The organism is Mycobacterium pseudoshottsii JCM 15466 (assembly GCF_003584745.1).
In the GTDB taxonomy this organism is placed as follows: domain Bacteria; phylum Actinomycetota; class Actinomycetes; order Mycobacteriales; family Mycobacteriaceae; genus Mycobacterium; species Mycobacterium marinum.
In genome coordinates this window covers 3,388,079-3,405,220 of sequence record NZ_AP018410.1, presented here as the reverse complement: position 1 = coordinate 3,405,220, position 17,142 = coordinate 3,388,079, and the positions used below count along the sequence as shown (strand labels likewise).

General features: G+C 67.1%; 11 protein-coding genes and 4 pseudogenes. 9 read left to right on the top strand and 6 right to left on the bottom strand.

Annotated features, from left to right (window positions below; all coding sequences use genetic code 11):
• The first annotated feature begins 44 nt into the window (after positions 1-44).
• The 4 genes from cobN to MPSD_RS15465 all read left to right on the top strand — a co-directional run bounded on the left by cobN (position 45) and on the right by MPSD_RS15465 (position 6,766).
• Positions 45-3,617, top strand: a complete 3,573-nt coding sequence (gene cobN / locus MPSD_RS15480) for a cobaltochelatase subunit CobN (RefSeq protein WP_119571730.1) — start codon at positions 45-47, stop codon at positions 3,615-3,617.
• A 108-nt stretch (positions 3,618-3,725) separates the two neighbouring features.
• The gene (locus tag MPSD_RS15475; RefSeq protein ID WP_020787226.1) at positions 3,726-4,145 is read left to right on the top strand and encodes a PPOX class F420-dependent oxidoreductase; all 420 of its coding nucleotides are present in this window, start codon (positions 3,726-3,728) and stop codon (positions 4,143-4,145) included.
• Positions 4,146-4,224: 79 nt separating this feature from the next.
• Complete coding sequence (locus MPSD_RS15470; protein ID WP_020787227.1) at positions 4,225-5,034, top strand: type 1 glutamine amidotransferase domain-containing protein; 810 nt, start codon at positions 4,225-4,227, stop codon at positions 5,032-5,034.
• 40 nt (positions 5,035-5,074) lie between these two features.
• A complete protein-coding gene (locus tag MPSD_RS15465) occupies positions 5,075-6,766 on the top strand; it encodes a threonine/serine exporter family protein (protein WP_015355700.1) in 1,692 nt (563 codons plus the stop codon).
• Positions 6,767-6,788: 22 nt separating this feature from the next.
• On the opposite strand, the gene MPSD_RS15460 is transcribed toward MPSD_RS15465, so the two are convergent.
• Positions 6,789-7,298: a hypothetical protein gene (locus tag MPSD_RS15460; RefSeq protein WP_020787229.1), complete on the bottom strand. Its 510-nt coding sequence runs from the start codon at positions 7,296-7,298 to the stop codon at positions 6,789-6,791.
• 180 nt (positions 7,299-7,478) lie between these two features.
• On the opposite strand from MPSD_RS15460, the gene MPSD_RS15450 reads away from it, so the two are divergent.
• Positions 7,479-8,681 (top strand): ISAs1-like element IS2404/ISMul1 family transposase, encoded by a 1,203-nt coding sequence (locus MPSD_RS15450; RefSeq protein WP_420811919.1) that lies wholly within the window; start codon positions 7,479-7,481, stop codon positions 8,679-8,681.
• Here MPSD_RS15450 and MPSD_RS29455 read toward each other — a convergent pair.
• From MPSD_RS29455 to MPSD_RS15440, 4 genes and pseudogenes are all read right to left on the bottom strand, one after another.
• Positions 8,678-8,977: a hypothetical protein gene (locus tag MPSD_RS29455; protein ID WP_232022541.1), complete on the bottom strand. Its 300-nt coding sequence runs from the start codon at positions 8,975-8,977 to the stop codon at positions 8,678-8,680. The genes MPSD_RS15450 and MPSD_RS29455 overlap by 4 nt on opposite strands.
• Positions 8,978-9,142: 165 nt before the next feature.
• Positions 9,143-9,283: pseudogene (locus tag MPSD_RS30555) on the bottom strand (hypothetical protein); the annotation flags it as partial.
• Positions 9,258-9,458 (bottom strand): annotated as a pseudogene (locus tag MPSD_RS30550) (DUF389 domain-containing protein); the annotation flags it as partial. The pseudogenes MPSD_RS30555 and MPSD_RS30550, both read right to left, overlap by 26 nt.
• A gap of 559 nt (positions 9,459-10,017) precedes the next feature.
• Positions 10,018-10,728: a dienelactone hydrolase family protein gene (locus MPSD_RS15440; protein WP_086085865.1), complete on the bottom strand. Its 711-nt coding sequence runs from the start codon at positions 10,726-10,728 to the stop codon at positions 10,018-10,020.
• Between the two features lie 72 nt (positions 10,729-10,800).
• On the opposite strand from MPSD_RS15440, the pseudogene MPSD_RS15435 reads away from it, so the two are divergent.
• From MPSD_RS15435 to lnt, 3 genes and pseudogenes are all read left to right on the top strand, one after another.
• Positions 10,801-11,289 (top strand): annotated as a pseudogene (locus MPSD_RS15435) (FxsA family protein); the annotation flags it as partial.
• Positions 11,290-11,463: 174 nt separating this feature from the next.
• On the top strand, positions 11,464-13,068 hold the full coding sequence (locus MPSD_RS15430; protein ID WP_020787232.1) for an amidohydrolase: 1,605 nt from the start codon (positions 11,464-11,466) through the stop codon (positions 13,066-13,068).
• 289 nt (positions 13,069-13,357) lie between these two features.
• A pseudogene (lnt, locus tag MPSD_RS15425) lies at positions 13,358-16,045 on the top strand (apolipoprotein N-acyltransferase); the annotation flags it as partial.
• Here lnt and rbpA read toward each other — a convergent pair.
• A complete protein-coding gene (gene rbpA / locus MPSD_RS15415) occupies positions 16,028-16,363 on the bottom strand; it encodes an RNA polymerase-binding protein RbpA (protein ID WP_011740265.1) in 336 nt (111 codons plus the stop codon). The pseudogene lnt and the gene rbpA overlap by 18 nt on opposite strands.
• A gap of 156 nt (positions 16,364-16,519) precedes the next feature.
• Between rbpA and MPSD_RS15410 the strand changes: the two genes are divergently transcribed.
• Positions 16,520-16,879 carry a hypothetical protein gene (locus tag MPSD_RS15410; protein ID WP_081651020.1) on the top strand — a complete coding sequence of 120 codons (360 nt, stop codon included), beginning with the start codon at positions 16,520-16,522 and terminating at the stop codon, positions 16,877-16,879.
• Positions 16,880-17,142: the final 263 nt, after the last annotated feature.

The following is a 17,142-nucleotide window of genomic DNA, read 5'->3' as shown; positions in this document are numbered from 1 at the left end:
CGTGCCGATTCGTCGCCATGAGGGCGCTGCGGTACGAATGACTGGTGGCTGAGCCGACCATCCTGCTGTTGTCGACGTCGGATACCGACCTGATCTGTGCCCGATCCAGCGGCAGGGCCTATCGGTGGGCCAACCCGGCGCGGCTGTCCGATCTGGAGCTGGCGGACCTGCTAACCGACGCCGCGATCGTGGTGGTGCGGATTCTCGGCGGCTACCGGGCCTGGGAGGACGGCATCGAGGCCGTGTTGGCCGCCGGCGTCCCCGCGGTCATGGTCAGCGGCGAGCAGGCCGCTGACGCGGAGTTGATGGACCGTTCCTCGGTCCCGGCGGGTATCGCGCTGCAGGCTCACATCTACCTGGCGCAGGGGGGCGTGGACAACTTGCGCCAGTTGCACTCGTTCCTTTGCGACACCGTGCTGATGACGGGCGTTGGTTTCGGTCCGCCGGTTGCCATCCCGTCCTGGGGGGTGCTGCGGCGACCGGATGCCGGCAGCGCCGGTCCCACCATTGCCGTGCTGTACTACCGCGCGCAACACTTGGCCGGCAACACCGCCTATGTGGAGGCGTTGTGCGCGGCGATCGAAGCCGCGGGCGGACGTGCGCTTCCGGCGTACTGCGCCTCGTTGCGCACCGCCGAGCCGGAACTGCTGACAACGCTGGGTAGTGCCGATGCCATGGTGGTCACCGTGCTGGCCGCCGGTGGGGTCAAGCCGGCAACCGCATCCGCCGGCGGTGATGACGACAGCTGGAACGTGGAACACCTCGCGGCCCTGGATATTCCGATTCTTCAGGGGCTGTGCCTGACCAGCCCGCGGGCGCAATGGTGCGCCAACGACGACGGACTGTCCCCGCTCGACGTCGCGACTCAGGTCGCGGTACCGGAGTTCGACGGCCGCATCATCACAGTTCCGTTCTCGTTCAAGGAGATCGACGACGACGGCCTGATCGCCTATGTCGCCGATCCGGAGCGCTGCGACCGGGTCGCGGGCCTGGCGCTGCGGCACGCGCGACTGCGCGGCGTTGACCCCGCCGGCAAACGGGTGGCGTTGGTGTTCTCGGCTTACCCGACCAAGCATGCGCGCATCGGCAACGCGGTCGGCTTGGACACCCCCGCCACTGCGGTGGCGCTGCTGCGGGCCATGGGCGAACGTGGGTACCAGGTGGGCGAGCTGCCCGGTGTCGAAGCGGCCGATGGCGACGCGCTGATCCACGCGCTGATCGAGCGCGGCGGCCAGGATCCGGACTGGCTCACCGAAGGTCAGCTTTCCGGTAACCCGATCCGGGTATCCGCCAAGGACTATCGGCGCTGGTTTGCCACGCTCCCATCCGGGCTGACCGATGCGGTGACCCAGCATTGGGGTCCGCCGCCGGGGGAGCTGTTCGTCGACCGCAGCAATGATCCGGATGGCGAAATCGTCATCGCCGCGATGCAGTCGGGCAACCTGGTGTTGATGGTGCAGCCGCCACGCGGCTTCGGGGAAAACCCGGTGGCGATCTACCACGACCCGGACCTGCCGCCGAGTCATCACTATCTGGCCGCCTACCACTGGCTGGATGCGGGCTTCGGGGCTCATGCGGTGGTGCACCTGGGCAAGCACGGCAATCTGGAATGGTTGCCGGGCAAGACGCTGGGCATGTCGGCGGCGTGTGGATCCGATGCCGCGCTGGGCAATCTGCCGTTGATCTATCCGTTCCTGGTCAACGACCCCGGTGAGGGGACCCAGGCAAAACGGCGGGCACACGCGGTTCTGGTCGATCACCTCATCCCGCCGATGGCCCGCGCCGAAACCTACGGTGACATCGCCCGGCTGGAGCAGTTGCTCGATGAGCACGCCAACGTCGCGGCGCTGGACCCGGCCAAGCTGCCGGCCATCCGTCAGCAGATCTGGACGCTGATCCGGGCCGCCAAGATGGACCACGACCTAGGGCTGACCGAGCGCCCGGAAGAGGACTGCTTCGATGACATGCTGCTGCATGTCGATGGTTGGCTCTGCGAGATCAAGGATGTCCAGATCCGCGACGGCCTGCACATCCTCGGGCAAAAGCCAACGGGGGAGACCGAACTCGATCTAGTGCTGGCCATTCTGCGGGCCCGCCAGCTGTTCGCCGGTGCGCAGGCGCTACCCGGTTTGCGCCAGGCACTCGGCCTGGCCGAGGACGGCACGGACGAGCGTGCGGCAGTGGACCGGATCGAGGCGGCCGCCCGTGGCCTGGTGGCCGCGCTGCAGGCCGCGGACTGGGATTGCGCTGCCGTCGAACAGATCACCGACAATCCCGAGGCGGCGGCGGTGCTGCGGTTCGCCGCTACCGAAGTGGTGCCGCGGCTGGCCGGGACGGAAGCCGAGATCGACCAGGTGCTACGTGCCCTGGACGGACACTTCATTGCCGCGGGTCCGTCGGGGTCGCCGTTGCGCGGTCTGGTCAACGTCTTGCCGACCGGACGTAACTTCTACTCGGTGGACCCCAAGGCCGTACCATCCCGGCTAGCCTGGGAAGCCGGTGCGGCGCTAGCGGATTCACTGTTGACTCGATACCGCAATGACCACGGGCGGTGGCCGCAGTCGGTGGGGCTGTCGGTGTGGGGCACTTCGGCGATGCGCACCGCCGGTGACGACATCGCCGAAGTGCTCGCGCTGCTGGGCGTTCGGCCGGTGTGGGATGAGGCGTCCCGGCGCGTGGTGGACCTGACTCCCATTGCACTGGCCGAGCTGGGCCGGCCGCGCATCGACGTGACGGTCCGGATCTCCGGGTTCTTCCGCGACGCGTTCCCGCACGTGGTGACGATGCTCGACGATGCCGTGCGGCTGGTGGCCGAACTCGATGAGCCGGCCGAAGACAATTACGTACGCGCGCACGCCCAGGCCGACCTGGCTCAGCACGGCGACCAACGGCGAGCCACCACAAGGATTTTCGGCTCCAAACCGGGAACCTATGGCGCCGGGCTGTTGCAGCTGATCGACAGCCGCAACTGGCGCGACGACGCCGACTTGGCGCAGGTGTACACCGCCTGGGGCGGATTCGCGTACGGACGCGACCTGGAGGGCCGCGAAGCGGTCGACGACATGAACCGCCAATACCGGCGCATCGCCGTGGCCGCCAAGAACACCGACACCCGAGAACATGACATCGCCGATTCCGACGATTACTTCCAGTATCACGGCGGCATGGTGGCCACCGTGCGTGCCCTGACCGGCCAAGCGCCGGCCGCCTACATCGGCGACAACACTCGCCCCGACGCGATCCGCACCCGAACACTGTCGGAGGAGACCACCCGGGTGTTCCGGGCGCGGGTGGTCAATCCCCGCTGGATGGCCGCCATGCGCCGGCATGGCTACAAGGGCGCCTTCGAGATGGCGGCGACGGTCGATTACCTGTTCGGCTACGACGCGACCGCCGGGGTGATGGCCGACTGGATGTATGAGCAGCTCACCGAGCGCTATGTGCTGGACCCGGAGAACCGCAAGTTCATGACGGAGTCCAACCCCTGGGCGCTGCACGGCATGGCCGAGCGACTGCTGGAGGCGGCCGGGCGCGGGATGTGGGCTCAGCCGCAGCCCGAGACGCTCGACGGTCTGCGCCAGGCGCTGCTGGAAACCGAGGGTGATCTGGAGGGGTAGCCCCCCCTAGCTCGCGAGCAGACACAGAATCGCACTCGGATAGCCCTCCGAGTGCGATTCTGTGTCTGCTCGCGAGCTAGGGGAACCGGCCCGCGGTAGGTTGACAGCGTGACACCCACGTTCGCTGACCTGGCCAAGGCGCAATACATCCTGCTCACCACCTTCACCAAGGACGGCCGGCCCAAGCCGGTGCCGGTCTGGGCCGCTTTGGACGGTGACCACGGTGACCGCCTGCTGTTGATCACCGAGGGAAAGTCGTGGAAGGTCAAGCGGATCCGCAACACACCGCGTGTCACGCTGGCCATCCGCAACACACCGCGTGTCACGCTGGCCATCTGCGACATGCGCGGTCGTCCGAAGAGCGAGGCCGTCGAAGGCACCGCCGCCATCCTGGACAAGTCGCAAACGGCGGCCGTGTACGACGCGATCGGCAAGCGCTACGGCATCGTGGGCAAGGTCTTCAACCTATTCAGCAAACTGCGCGGCGGCATGGACAAGAACGTCGGACTCGAGCTCAGGGTGGCCTAGGGCCGACCGCATGGGCACCGTCCTGATTCCGATCCCGGACCGTGATTTCGACCCCACCGAGGTTGCGGTCAGCTGACGCGTGCTGACCCAAGACGGCCATCGGGTCATTTTTGCCACCGAAAGCGGTGCTACGGGGATCGCCGACGACATCATGGTGAGCGGCCGAGGTTTGGACATCTGGTCGGCGCTTCCCGTCTTGGGTTCCGTCTCGCTCATCGGTCGGATGCTTCGAGCCAACAAAGACGGTCGCCGCTGCTATGCACTGATGCGGCAGTCGGTCGAGTTCCAGCACCCCCTCAGCTGGGCACAAGCCACTCTGGCCGGGGTCGACGCACTGCTGCTTCCGGGCGGGCACCGGGCCCGCGGAATGCGCAGCTACATCGACAGCCAGACACTGCAGGGGCTGGTGGTAGAGGCCTTTGCGGGTGGGCTGATCGTGGCCGCGATCTGTCATGGCGTCTTGCTCGCCGCTCGTAGCATCGATCCGGCTACCGGCAGATCGGTGCTCTACGGGCGCCGGACGACCGCACTGACCTGGGCGTTGGAGCGGCGGGCGTGGCAGCTCACCCGCCGCACCCGCCGCTGGGATCCCGATTACTACCGCACCTATACCGAGGAGCCGGGCCAGGCCCGCGGATACATGTCGGTGCAGGCGGAAGTCACCCGAGCGCTTGAAGATCCCACCGACTTCTGTGATGTTGCTCGCACTGCCCCGCACCGATGGCTCAAGACTTCCGGCATGGTGCGTGACACCGCGACCGACTCGCGGCCGGCGTTTGTGGTCGACGACGGCGGCTACGTGTCAGCGCGCTGGCCAGGTGATACGCACACGTTTGCGCAGGTGTTGTCGTGGAAATTGAGCTCGCGGCATCCCGATGCGGGGTCTTGACCTGCGCTAGCGCGGCGGACTCGAGCTATCGACGGCCACCATGGGCGGGCTGGCTCCGCTGACGGTCGTGGCGGTTGTGCTCGCGGTCCGAGGTTCACCCTCAAAAATCAGTATCCTGCCTGGGGTGCAGGATCGATTGGATGGCGTGGCCGGCTCGCGGCGCGGGCTGCGGATCGCGCTGCGCGGACGGCGCGACCCAGTGCCCGTCGCCGGACAGCGCAGCCGGACCTCGAGCGGTATGGGTGATCAGCACGTCCGCAAGGTTTTGGACCTCACCATTCGACTAGCCGAGGTGATGTTGTCCTCCGGCTCGGGTACCGCCGACGTCGTCGCCACCGCCAACGACGTGGCTCAGGCGTATCAGATCACCGACTGCGTCGTCGACATCACGGTCACCACGATCATCGTGTCGGCCCTGCCGACCGCGGAGAGTGCGCCGGTCACCATCGTGCGCTCGGTGCGGACCCGCTCCACCAACTTCACCCGGCTGGCCGAACTGGACCGGCTGGTCCAGGAGATCACCGCCGGTGGGGTCACCGTCGATGAGGCACACGAAGCCATGGACGAGTTGACCCAACGGCCGCATCCATACCCGCGCTGGCTGGCGACCGTCTGCTGGGCGGGCTTTTCCCTCGGCATCGCCATGATGCTGGGAGCCAACTGGCGGACCTGCGCCATCGCCGCGCTGACCGCCGCGACGATCGATCGACTGGGCCGGGTGCTGAACCGGATCGGGACCCCGTACTTCTTCCAGCGGGTGACCGGAGCGGCCGTCGCGACCTTGGTCGCGGTGGCGGCCTATCTGTTCACCGGTGAGGGGCTGGCGGCCCTGGTGGCCACCGGGATCGTGATGCTGCTATCCGGATTGACGCTGGTCGGTGCGATGCAGGACGCGATAACCGGCTATATGGTCACCGCGGTTGCCCGGATCGGCGAGGCATTGTTCCTGACGTCGGGAATCGTCGTCGGCATCCTTGCCGGCCTGCAGATCGCCAAGACCGCGGGCGTCGAGATCGAGCTGCGTGTCCATGGGAGTGGCGGGTTCGTTGTTCCGCAGGGGCCGCTGCCGATCCTGCTCACGGTGCTCGGAGCCATGCTGGCCGGGGCATGCCTGACCGTGGCGAGTTACGCGCCGCTGCGGTCGGCCGTCACCGCCGGGTTCGCGGCCGGACTCGCCGACCTGGTCTTGATCGGTCTTGGCACCGCCGGTTTCGGTCAGGTGATCGCCACCGGGATCGCTGCGGTCGGGGTCGGTTTTCTGGCGACCCTGATCTCCATTCGCCGTCAAGCCCTCGCGCTGGTGACCGCCACAGCGGGCATCGTGCCGATGCTGCCCGGTCTGGCGGTTTTCCGCGCTGTCTTCTACTTCGCTGCCGACTCGCATTTCGATGAGGCGCAAAGCCAGTTGTTGTCGGCGGCGGCGACCGCGCTCGCCTTGGGCAGTGGGGTGGTGCTGGGTGAGTTCGTCGGCTCACCACTGCGGTATCGCGCCGGACGGATCGGTCATTTGTTGCGGATCGAGGGTCCGCCCGGACTACGTCGGGCCGTCGGCCGAGTGGTGCGCCTGGAACCGACCAAGAACGCGCAGTCGACCAACACCCGAGGCCAACAATCGCGAAGTGTCGCGCTCGAGCCGGCGTCGACCGACCACTCCGACGCCGCCGAGGACAACGACCGAACCGGGGGGCACGGCGGTCACGGCGGTCACGGTGGTCACCGGGACGAGTCCTAGCCGTCCTCGCCGGCCGTCTCGGTCAGCGCGTCGAGGTGGACACCTTTGCGGGCGTCGGTTCGGGCTCTGGTGCCGGAGCCGGCGTGGGTTCGGGGGTGGGCGTGGCGACGACCAGCACGCCGCCGGAAATCCATTGGATGGTGATGGTGGACTGCGGCAGGGCGGTCTGCAGGTCGGCTTCCAGCGAGTCGACTTCCGGTTGGGTTTGGCCGATCAGGGTGATGGTGATGGCGCTGGCGGTGCCATTGGTGCTCAACACCGCGACGTCCGGTCTCTTGGCGGCCCAGGCGGTCGCGGTTGTGCGCGCGGTATCCAGCGCGGCCTGAGTGCCATCGGACTTGGCTGGGCCTGAGGTGCGAGTCCAGGCCAGGCTGACCGGGATGCGGTAGTTGAACCGCGAGTCGATCAGCGACGTCAGCTCCTCGGCCCGTTTCGGTGGAAATGGCCCGGCGGTGGAAACCACCAGCGTCCCCGACTCGTAGCTGAGCCCTTGCAGGGTCAACGACTGAGCACCCAGCCAGCTTCGGATCACCGGGCCCAGTTCGTTCAGCGGTGGCTGGGGTGTGTCCCAGGGCTCCGGCGTTGTTGATTAGCAGGCTTGTGAGCTGGGTTGATGATCTTTGGTGCCGCGCTATTGGGGCCGGAGTGTAGGCACGGGCTATCTGGAGAACGATCGAGTTGGTTACTGTTCGTCGTTGGTCTGGAGTTGCCCGTGCCTACCGTTTCAGTATTGCCTGTGTCGTCGGTTCCAGAGGTGTTCGACCGCTGGAGTCCTGGTGAGCGCAGCGAGCTCATCGGATCGGAGTTTCTCGATGTGTTGGCCTCGGTGCCAGACCCGAGGGACCCACGCGGTCGGAGGTATTCGCTGATGGCTTTGTTGGCGATCGCGGTTCTGGCCACTGCCGCGGGGATGCGCGGCTATGCTGGTTTTGCCACATGGGCGGCCACCGCTCCCGATGATGTGTTGGCCCAATTAGGGGTCCGGTTCCGGCGGCCCAGTGAGAAGACCTTCCGCGCTGTTTTGTCTCGGCTAGACCCCGCCGACCTCAACGCCAGGATGGGCAGTTACTTCACTGCACACGTGGCCAGCAGCGACCCCAGTGGATTGGTGCCGATCGCGTTGGACGGCAAGATGCTGCGTGGTGCTTTACGCGCCAAAGCGACAGCCACGCATCTCGTGTCGGTGTTCGCCCACCGTGCCCGATTGGTGCTCGGTCAACTCGCTGTCGCCGAGAAAAGCAATGAAATTCCCTGCGTACGCGCCCTGCTCACGCTGCTGCCGGGTAGCTTGCGGTGGCTGGTCACCGTGGATGCGATGCATACCCAGGTCGTCACCGCGAAGTTGATCTGCGCCACCTTGAAGTCGCACTACCTGATGATCGTCAAGTCCAACCAAGCCAAAATACTTGCGCGTATCACCGCGCTGCCCTGGGCCGAGGTGCCCACAGCCGCTACCGACGACTCCCGCGGCCACGGCCGTGTCGAGACCCGCACCCCGCAAATCATCACCGCTGCACGAGGAATCGGCTTCCCCTACGCAAAACAAATCATCCGGATCACTCGTGAACGCTTGATCACCGCCACCGACCAGCGCAGCGTGGAGGTGGTCTATGCCATCTGCAGCCTGCCGTTCGAGCACGCCCGCCCTACCGCGATCATGACCTGGATGCGTCAACACTGGGGAATCGAGAACAGCCTGCACTGGATACGCGACGTCACCTTCGACGAAGACCGTCAAAGGGCACATACCGGAAACGGCGCACAGGTCCTAGCAACGCTACGCAACACCGCGATCAATCTGCACCGCCTCAACGGCGCCGACAACATCGCCGAAGCCTGCCGGATCACCGCTTTGACCGCCAACCGCCGCCTAGACCTCCTCAATCCACAATTCCCCAGCTCACAAGCCTGCTAATCAACAACGCCGGAGCCCTGGGGTGTGTCCGGGCGACTGTGCTCGGGATCGCGCACCGGAATCCAGCTCAACTCCACGGTGACCGGGTGCCCCAGGGCCCGGCTGAGACTGGCGGCCACGGTCTGCACCGGTGGGGGCGAGGTGGGGCTGGTGATGTCGGCTCGGACCGTGCTGCCCGTGGCGGTGATGTGGCTGAGCACGCTGCCCGGACTGAGCATGTCGGTCAGCGTTTGGGTGGCGATCTCGAGATCACGGGCATGGCCGGTAAGCGCGATGAACCGCGGGGTGAGGATCATGGCAACCGCCACGGCGCTGACCGCCGCCAAACCCAGCGACGCGACGATCTGGCGGCGGTGGGTGCGGAACTTGCGGAGCGGGACCAGTCCGCTCAGCAGGAAGACCACCGCCGCCATCACCACGATGCCGACGAGGTTCGTCGAAAACAGGATGACGGCACCGCGGGCCAACTGTGGCTGTCCGCGCCCGAGCAGGACGCCGGCCGCGCCCAGCGGGGGGAACGACCGCGACGGCGACCGCGACGCCCGGCAGGGCCGCAGAGATCTTCTTGTGCACCGTGGCCAGCGCTCCGACCGCGCCGGCACCCATCGCGACCAGAAGGTCGCGGATGTCCGGGCTGGAGCGGGCGACAACCTCGCTGGGCAGACCGGTGCCGGTCGCGGGCAGCAACGTGGCGGTGATCCATCCGACCCCGACGGCAACCATGGCCGATACCGCTACCAGCGCCAGTCCACGCAGCAGCCGGTGTCCCCATCCCATGATCAGGCAGGCGGCTATCCCCATGATCGGGGCCATCAAGGGGGCGATCATCATCGCACCGATGACGACGGCCGCGGAATTCTGTAGCAGGCCGATCGAGGCGACCATGCTGGACAGGACCATCAGGGCCGCGAAGCGCCACAGCGCCCCGCCGGACAGCGTCACCATCAGCGTGTCCATGATCGAGCGACGGTCCTCGACCGGCAATAACTTTGGTCGCCAGGGAACCGCCCTGCCCTTGGGGTCGGTTGGGTCGGTTGTGGCCCGGTCATCGGACTCGCCCACGGCGCTGCGGCCGGGAATTTCGGTCAGCATCGGTTTGGGGGGCAGCTCCACCGTCATCAGTCGGGTCGCCTATCGCGGTCGGGGTGCGGATCTCACTCTGCACCAGCCACTTTGCTGGCGGTGATCGTCTGTTGAGGGACGAAACATACCGGCAGTGTGACAATTTGCCGGCTTTTCGGGCAGCGACACGCCGCGGCGTTTGCCGTAATGCAACCTCGCGCTGGCGATTTCGCACCGACGTCCGCGGGCCGAACGCCAACCGCTCTGGCGGTGCTCAGCTACCCGAAGTCCCGGCGGCCAGGTGCTCGCCGAAGAACGCGAAGACCCGGCCCCACGCGTCTTCGGTCGCGGCTTCGTTGTAGCCGAAGCCGGTGATGCGCAGCAGCGGTTGTCGGGGAAGCTTGTTGGCGAAGCTGTGCCCGGCACCCGGATAGCCCTTGATGTCGGCGGGGATCTGTTTGGCCTGGGTCACTTCGCCTAACCGGCTGGGTGCGCCCAGGCCCAGCGGGTCGCGGTTGCCAAAGCTCGCCACGATCGGACACGCGCCGTCGAGCGTCTCGCTGAGGTGGCGCGGCAGCGGGGTGCCATAAAACGGTGCCGATGCGCCAAAGCCTCTGGGTGACAGGATCAAGGCGAATTGACCGCCCATACAGAAGCCCGCGATGCCGACCTGGCCGGAGCATTCGGCCATGGCCAATAGGTGGTCGCGGGCGGCCAAGATGTCATCGAGCGCGCGGCCCCGCTTGGTCAAGAGCTCGCGGAAGACGCGGGTAATGCAACGAGCGCGCCCGCCGCGCGCATACATGTTGGGAGTCAGCGCGAGGTAGCCTACCGCGGCGATGCGCTCGGAAATCGCCTCGTTGTCGGGGGCATAACCGATCGCGTCGTGGACCACGACCACCCCCGGCCACGGACCTTCTCCGGTGGGAACGCCCAGCAGTGCGTCGATTGGTCCGGCGGGGGTGTCGATATCAATCGTCGTCATAGCGTCATCTAACTGCAGCCGTGTTGCGACCGTACGCGGAACTCGGGCGCAGTTCCCATACGTTGGCGTCACATGGTAGGTTGGCTAATTCTCATCTACGCCGTTGTCGAACTCATGGCACTGATTGGGCTTACGGCAGCGATCGGGTTCGCCTGGGCAGTTCTGGTGCTGTTGGCCAGCTTCGTCCTGGGGTTGGTGCTCTGGGCCCCAATGGGCGGCTGGCAGCTGAGCCGTCAGCTCGGGCAGTTGCGCTCCGGCCTGCAGGAACCGCGAAGCGTGCTCAGCGACGGCGCGCTGGTTGCTGTGGCCACCGGGCTCGTGCTGGTTCCCGGCCTGGTCACCACCGTGTTCGGGTTGTTGCTGCTGGCCCCGCCGATCCGGGCCGCAGCCCGTCCCGGCCTGACCGCTATCGCTGTGCGAGGTTTGCTGCGACGGGTGCCGCTGACCGGCGCCGCGGCGGCGAGCATGGCTGATGCGTTCAACCGCCGCAACGCCCGTGAGCAGCGCGACTTCATCGACGGCGAGGTTATCGACGTCATCGATGGTGAGCCGCCGACCTTGCCGCAGGCGGTGGTCGAGGTCGACGAATTGGACGAATTCGATGATTTCGATGGTTTCGATCGATTCAACGGCTTTACTCGCTTCGACAGTTTCGGAAACGTGCGTACCTCGACGCGCCACCGCTCGGCGCCGGGTGCCAGGTAGCTGGCCGGCCCGCCCACGTAGTTTTGCGGTGTGACGCGGATTTCCACCAAGCTGCTGGTCAACGGCCGGGTTTACAGCCCGACGCATCCTGACGCCACCGCCATGGCGGTGCGCGGCGATACCGTTGCCTGGCTGGGCAGCGACGACGTCGGCCGCAACCAGTTCCCCGATGCGCAGGTAGAGGATCTCGACGGCGGATTGGTTGCGCCGGGGTTCGTGGACAGCCACATCCACCTGACCGCGACCGGTCTGACGATCAGTGGGCTGGACCTGCGGCCCGCGAGCTCACTGGGGGGGTGCCTGCAGTTGGCTGCCGACCACGCCGCGGCGCACCCGGGCCAGCCGCTGTGGGGCCATGGCTGGGATGAGTCGGCATGGCCGCAGCACATCGCCCCCAGCACCGCTCAACTCGACGCGGTGCTCGGTGAACGGCCCGCATACCTGGCTCGAGTCGACGTCCATTCCGCGCTGGCCTCCTCGGGCCTGCGCCGGCTGGTCCCGCACCTGTCGGAGGCCGCCGGGTTCACCGAGCAGGGGCCCCTGACCGGCGAAGCCCACCACCTGGTCCGCGCCCGCGCCCGCGATCTGCTGACTCAACCACAGCTCGCCGAGGCGCGGACCGCGGCGCTGGGGTCGCTGGCGGCCGCCGGCATCGTCGCGGTGCATGAGTGCGGCGGCCCCGAAATCGGTGGCCTCGACGACTGGCTGCAGCTCTCCGCCCTGCCGCACGGTGTCGAGGTGATCGGCTACTGGGGTGAGGCGGTTACCACTGCCGCCCAGGCGCGCACGCTGATGGCCGAAACGGGCGCGCGCGGCCTGGCCGGTGATCTCTTCGTGGACGGGGCGCTCGGGTCGCGTACCGCCTGGCTGCATGAGCCCTATGCCGATCAGCCCGGCTGCGTCGGAACCTGCCACCTGGGCGGGCCAGCGGTGGAAGCACACGCGCGAGCCTGCACCGAGGCGGAAGTCACCGCGGGATTTCACGTCATCGGTGATGCCGCCGTCGCGACAGTGGTCGACGCGTTCGAGCGGGTCGTGGCCGACCTCGGGGTGGTCGCCGTGGCTCGTTGCGGCCACCGCCTGGAACACGCCGAGATGGTCACCGCTGAACAGGCGGCGAAGCTGGGCGCGTGGGGCATCATCGCCAGCGTGCAGCCAAACTTTGACGCGCTGTGGGGAGGCGCTGAGGGCATGTACGCCCGGCGCCTTGGTCCGAAGCGAGCGCGCCTGCTCAATCCGCTTGCGCTGTTAGCATCCCAAGGCGTGCCCCTCGCGTTTGGTTCCGACGCACCCGTCACCGGGTTTGACCCCTGGGCGAGCGTGCGTGCGGCGGTCAACCACCACACCGCGGGCAGCGCGGTGTCAGCGCGGGCGGCGTTCGCGGCAGCAACGCGCGGCGGCTGGCGGGCCGCGGGCGTGCGGGACGGAAAGACCGGAACCCTGGTTCCCGGGGCGCCCGCTTCGTATGCCGTGTGGGACGCCGGCGCTCTGACCGTCAGCGCACCCCGCGATGCCGTCCAGCGTTGGTCTACCGACCCGCGGTCGCGCGTGCCCGCGCTGCCGCGGCTGGATCCGGCGGATCCGCTGCCGCGGTGTCGTCAAACCGTGCATCGAGGTGCGGTCATTTATGGCTAGGGACTGGCTCGGTCGCGAAAGGCTGCCTGTGGATGCTCAAGAGGACAATCCGGAGGTTGTGCAACCTGAGCCCGGCGTTGACCAAACAGGTCCGCTTGGCGATGAACGAGAGCCCGACGCGGATACCGCTGACCCGGGCGATGACGCCGCGATCGCCGATGATCTCGCCGACGAGCAGGACGAGGCGCAGGACGAGGCGCAGGATTCCGAGACCGAGGCCGAGACCACGCAGGTGAGCGCCGGGCCGAGCGCTGCCGTTCGGCTCGGAACTGCCGCGCGCCAGGGGCTGGTGGCATTTGGCGCCGGAGCGGCGGCTCGACTGCCCGGCCTGTGGGCCGCAACTCGCCCGCGGCTGGTGCGGTTGGTGGTGTCGCTTGTCGCCGGATTCCTGATGTATGCCAGCTTCCCGCCCACCAACTGGTGGTGGGCTGCCATCGTCTCGGTGGCGCTGCTGACCTGGGTGCTGATGCACCCAGCCAGCACCCCTGTGGGCGGGCTGGGCTATGGATTCGTGTTCGGGTTGGCCTGTTTCGTGCCGCTGTTGCCGTGGATCGGGACGTTGGTGGGGCCGGTGCCCTGGCTGGTGCTGGCCACCACCTCGGCGCTGTTCCCGGGTTTGTTCGGCCTGTCGGCGGTCGTGGTGCGCCGATTGCCGGGCTGGCCGATCTGGTTCGCGGTGCTGTGGGGCGCACAAGAATGGCTGAAGTCGATCGTTCCGTTCGGCGGTTTCCCCTGGGGATCGGTGGCGTTCGGCCAGGTTGACGGGCCGCTGCTGCCGTTGGCGCAGCTCGGCGGTGTGCCGCTGTTGTCCACCGGGGTAGTGCTGGTGGGCTCCAGCTTTGCCGCTATCGCCCTGGAGATCGAGAAGTGGTGGCGCACCGGCAGCCCGGCCGCTCCGCAGGCCGACCCCGAGGCGGCCCAGCCGGTTGAGCCGGCCAAGCCCCCCGCGGTCCTGCTGCCGGGTATCACCGTCTGTCTGGTGTTGTTCGCCGCGGTCATTGTGTGGCCGCAGGTGCGCCACGCCGGTGCGGGATCCGGCGGAGAACCCACCATCACCGTCGCGGTGGTGCAGGGCAACGTGCCCCGGCTGGGTCTGGACTTCAATGCGCAGCGTCGCGCGGTCCTGGACAACCACGTCCGCGAGACACTCGAGCTGGCCGAGGACGTCCGAGCCGGCCTAGCTCCGCAGCCGCAGTTCGTCATCTGGCCGGAGGACTCTTCGGACATCGATCCACTGATCAACCCCGACGCTGCGCAGCAGATCTCGAAGGCCGCCGTGGCGATCGGAGCGCCGATCCTGGTCGGTACGGTGCTCGACGCTCCGGGCAGCAGCCAGAAGAACCTGGAGAACGCGGAGTACACCAACACCGTGCTGGTCTGGAATCCCACCACCGGACCGGGCGACCGCCACGACAAGGAAATCGTGCAGCCATTCGGCGAATATCTGCCCATGCCGTGGCTGTTCCGGCATCTTTCCGGGTATGCCGACCGGGCCGGGCACTTCGTACCCCGGCCGGGTTCGGATGTGGTGAACATCGCAGGCGTACCGGTGGGCGTGTCGACCTGTTGGGAAGTGATCTTTGACAGGGCTCCGCGAAAGGCCGTCCGAAACGGGGCCCAACTGCTGGCCGTGCCCAGCAACAACGCCACGTTCAACAAGACGATGAGCGAGCAGCAGCTGGCCTTTGCGAAGGTGAGGGCCGTCGAACACGACCGATATGTGGTGGTCGCCGGCACCACCGGAATCAGCGCGGTGATAGCGCCAGACGGCCGCGAGCTGGTTCGGGCCGATTTCTTCGAGCCCGCGTATCTGGACATACAGGTCCGTCTCAAGACCAGACTCACCCCGGCAACACGCTGGGCTCCGATCCTGCAATGGCTGATGGTGGGGGCGGCTGGCGTGCTGATTCTGGTCGCGATGCGGCACAATGGGTGGTTCCCGCGTCCGACGCGTCGGCGGTCCGGGCCCGCGGGCGAAGCTGATCAGTCCGATGCGCCCCAGGACGAAGCTGACGACTCGGGCGCGGCGTCCCGGAACGAATCCGAGGACGACCTGCAGACAGCAACCGGCACCCCGCCTGAGGCGGGCGGCCACCACTCAACCTGATTTCGGGCGACATATAAGGAGCTACATGACCACCGGCCAACCTGCGCCCCAGAGCCCGGGACCTCGTCCCAGCGAGCGCACCCTGGTGATCATTCCCACCTACAACGAGCGGGAGAACCTGCCCCTGATCCATCGGCGGGTGGTCGACGCGTGCCCGCACGTACACGTGCTGATCGTCGATGACAACAGCCCCGACGGCACCGGGCGGCTTGCCGACGAGCTGGTCGCCGCCGATCCCGATCGCATTCATGTCCTGCATCGCACGGCCAAGAACGGCCTGGGTGCTGCCTACCTGGAAGGGTTCGCCTGGGGCTTGAGCCGGGGGTACTCGGTGCTGGTCGAGATGGACGCCGACGGCAGCCACGCGCCCGAACAGCTACACCGCCTGCTGGACGCCGTCGACGCCGGTGCGGACCTGTCCATCGGTTCGCGCTATGTCCCCGGGGGCACGGTACGAAACTGGCCGTGGCGGCGCCTGGCCTTGTCCAAGACGGCCAACACCTATTCGCGGCTCGCGCTCGGTATTGGGGTGCACGACATCACCGCCGGCTACCGGGCTTACCGCCGTGAGGTGCTGGAGAAGATCGACCTCGCCAGCGTCGACTCCAAGGGCTACTGCTTCCAGATCGAGATGACCTGGCGCAGCGTGAACAGCGGCTTCGTCGTCGCCGAGGTTCCCATTACCTTCACCGAACGCGAGATCGGCGTATCGAAGATGAGCGGGTCCAACATCCGCGAGGCGCTGTTCAAAGTCGCCCGGTGGGGCGTCAAGGGCAGGTTCGCGGGTTCTGAGGGTGGGGGCGACCGCGCCCACACCCACGACCACAGCTAGCCGGCGGTCCGGCCGCGGCATCAGCCGCGGCGACGCGACCGGATCAGGTCAAGACGTTCCTTGAGCAGCTCTTCGAGTTCTTCGACCGAGCGACGCTCGAGCAGCATGTCCCAGTGCGTGCGCGGCGGCTTGACCTTCTTCGGCTCCGGCAGATCACCCTCGATCAGGGTGCCTTCCATGCCGTTCTTGCACAGCCAGGTGCCGGGAATCTCGGCATCGTCGGCGAACGGCACCTGGAACTCTTCGCCGTTCTCGGTGCGGTATCGAGCAATCTGACGCGGGGCGAGGTCGTGGTTGCGGTCGGTTTCGTAACTTACGGCCCCCAATCGACTGCCTCTAAGGACACGATCAGCCATCGCCGCTACTCCTCCGGATCATCGAGCTGGTGGGCTCCGTACTGGTGATTCTTTCCGATTGCCAAACGTCGCGACCGGCTACATAGTTCCCGGGCGCACGACGCGACCATTAATGATACTGAGTGCGTCGAGCGAGGCCGACTAAAGTCGGCAGGCGTGAGTCGTCGTCCTCGCCCTCAACCATGCCGCTGGTGCGGCCGTGACGTCACCGACGCGGGTATGGGCCGTCGTCGTCAGTACTGCCGGCAGTCATGCCGGCAGCGGGCCTACGAGCAACGGGCCATGATGACCCGGGGCGATGCGGGGGCCGCATTGGCGCTGCCGGCCGATGCTGTGGTGTTGTCGGCGGACGAGGCGGCCGACCTGTCGGATCGCGTTTACCAGGTGCGATGCGCAGCCGAGGACGTCGCCACCGCGCTTGACGAGGGAGCCGGCGTCGACGAGCTGCGTGAGTTGTGCGACGAGCTGCTGCGGGCCGCCAGGGCCGCCGACGGCTGGCGCCGAGTGGGTGTCTGACCGTTTGGCCTCGGCGCGCCGGGTAAAGTCGCGCCATGGACGGCGGGCCTGGTGTACGCAGGGGTATACGGGACCACAGTGCAACGGAAATCCAGCCCACGGGTTATCCGGCCGCATTGGCGCCCGCCCGTTTCGCAAATAGCTGGGAGTATTGGACGTTTTGAAATCTTGCCGGAGTTGGCGATACTCACCAGCGACATTCTTCGGTCGGAACGCAGCACGACGGTGGTCGAAAATGCAGCGACATCGCTTCGTGCAGCAAC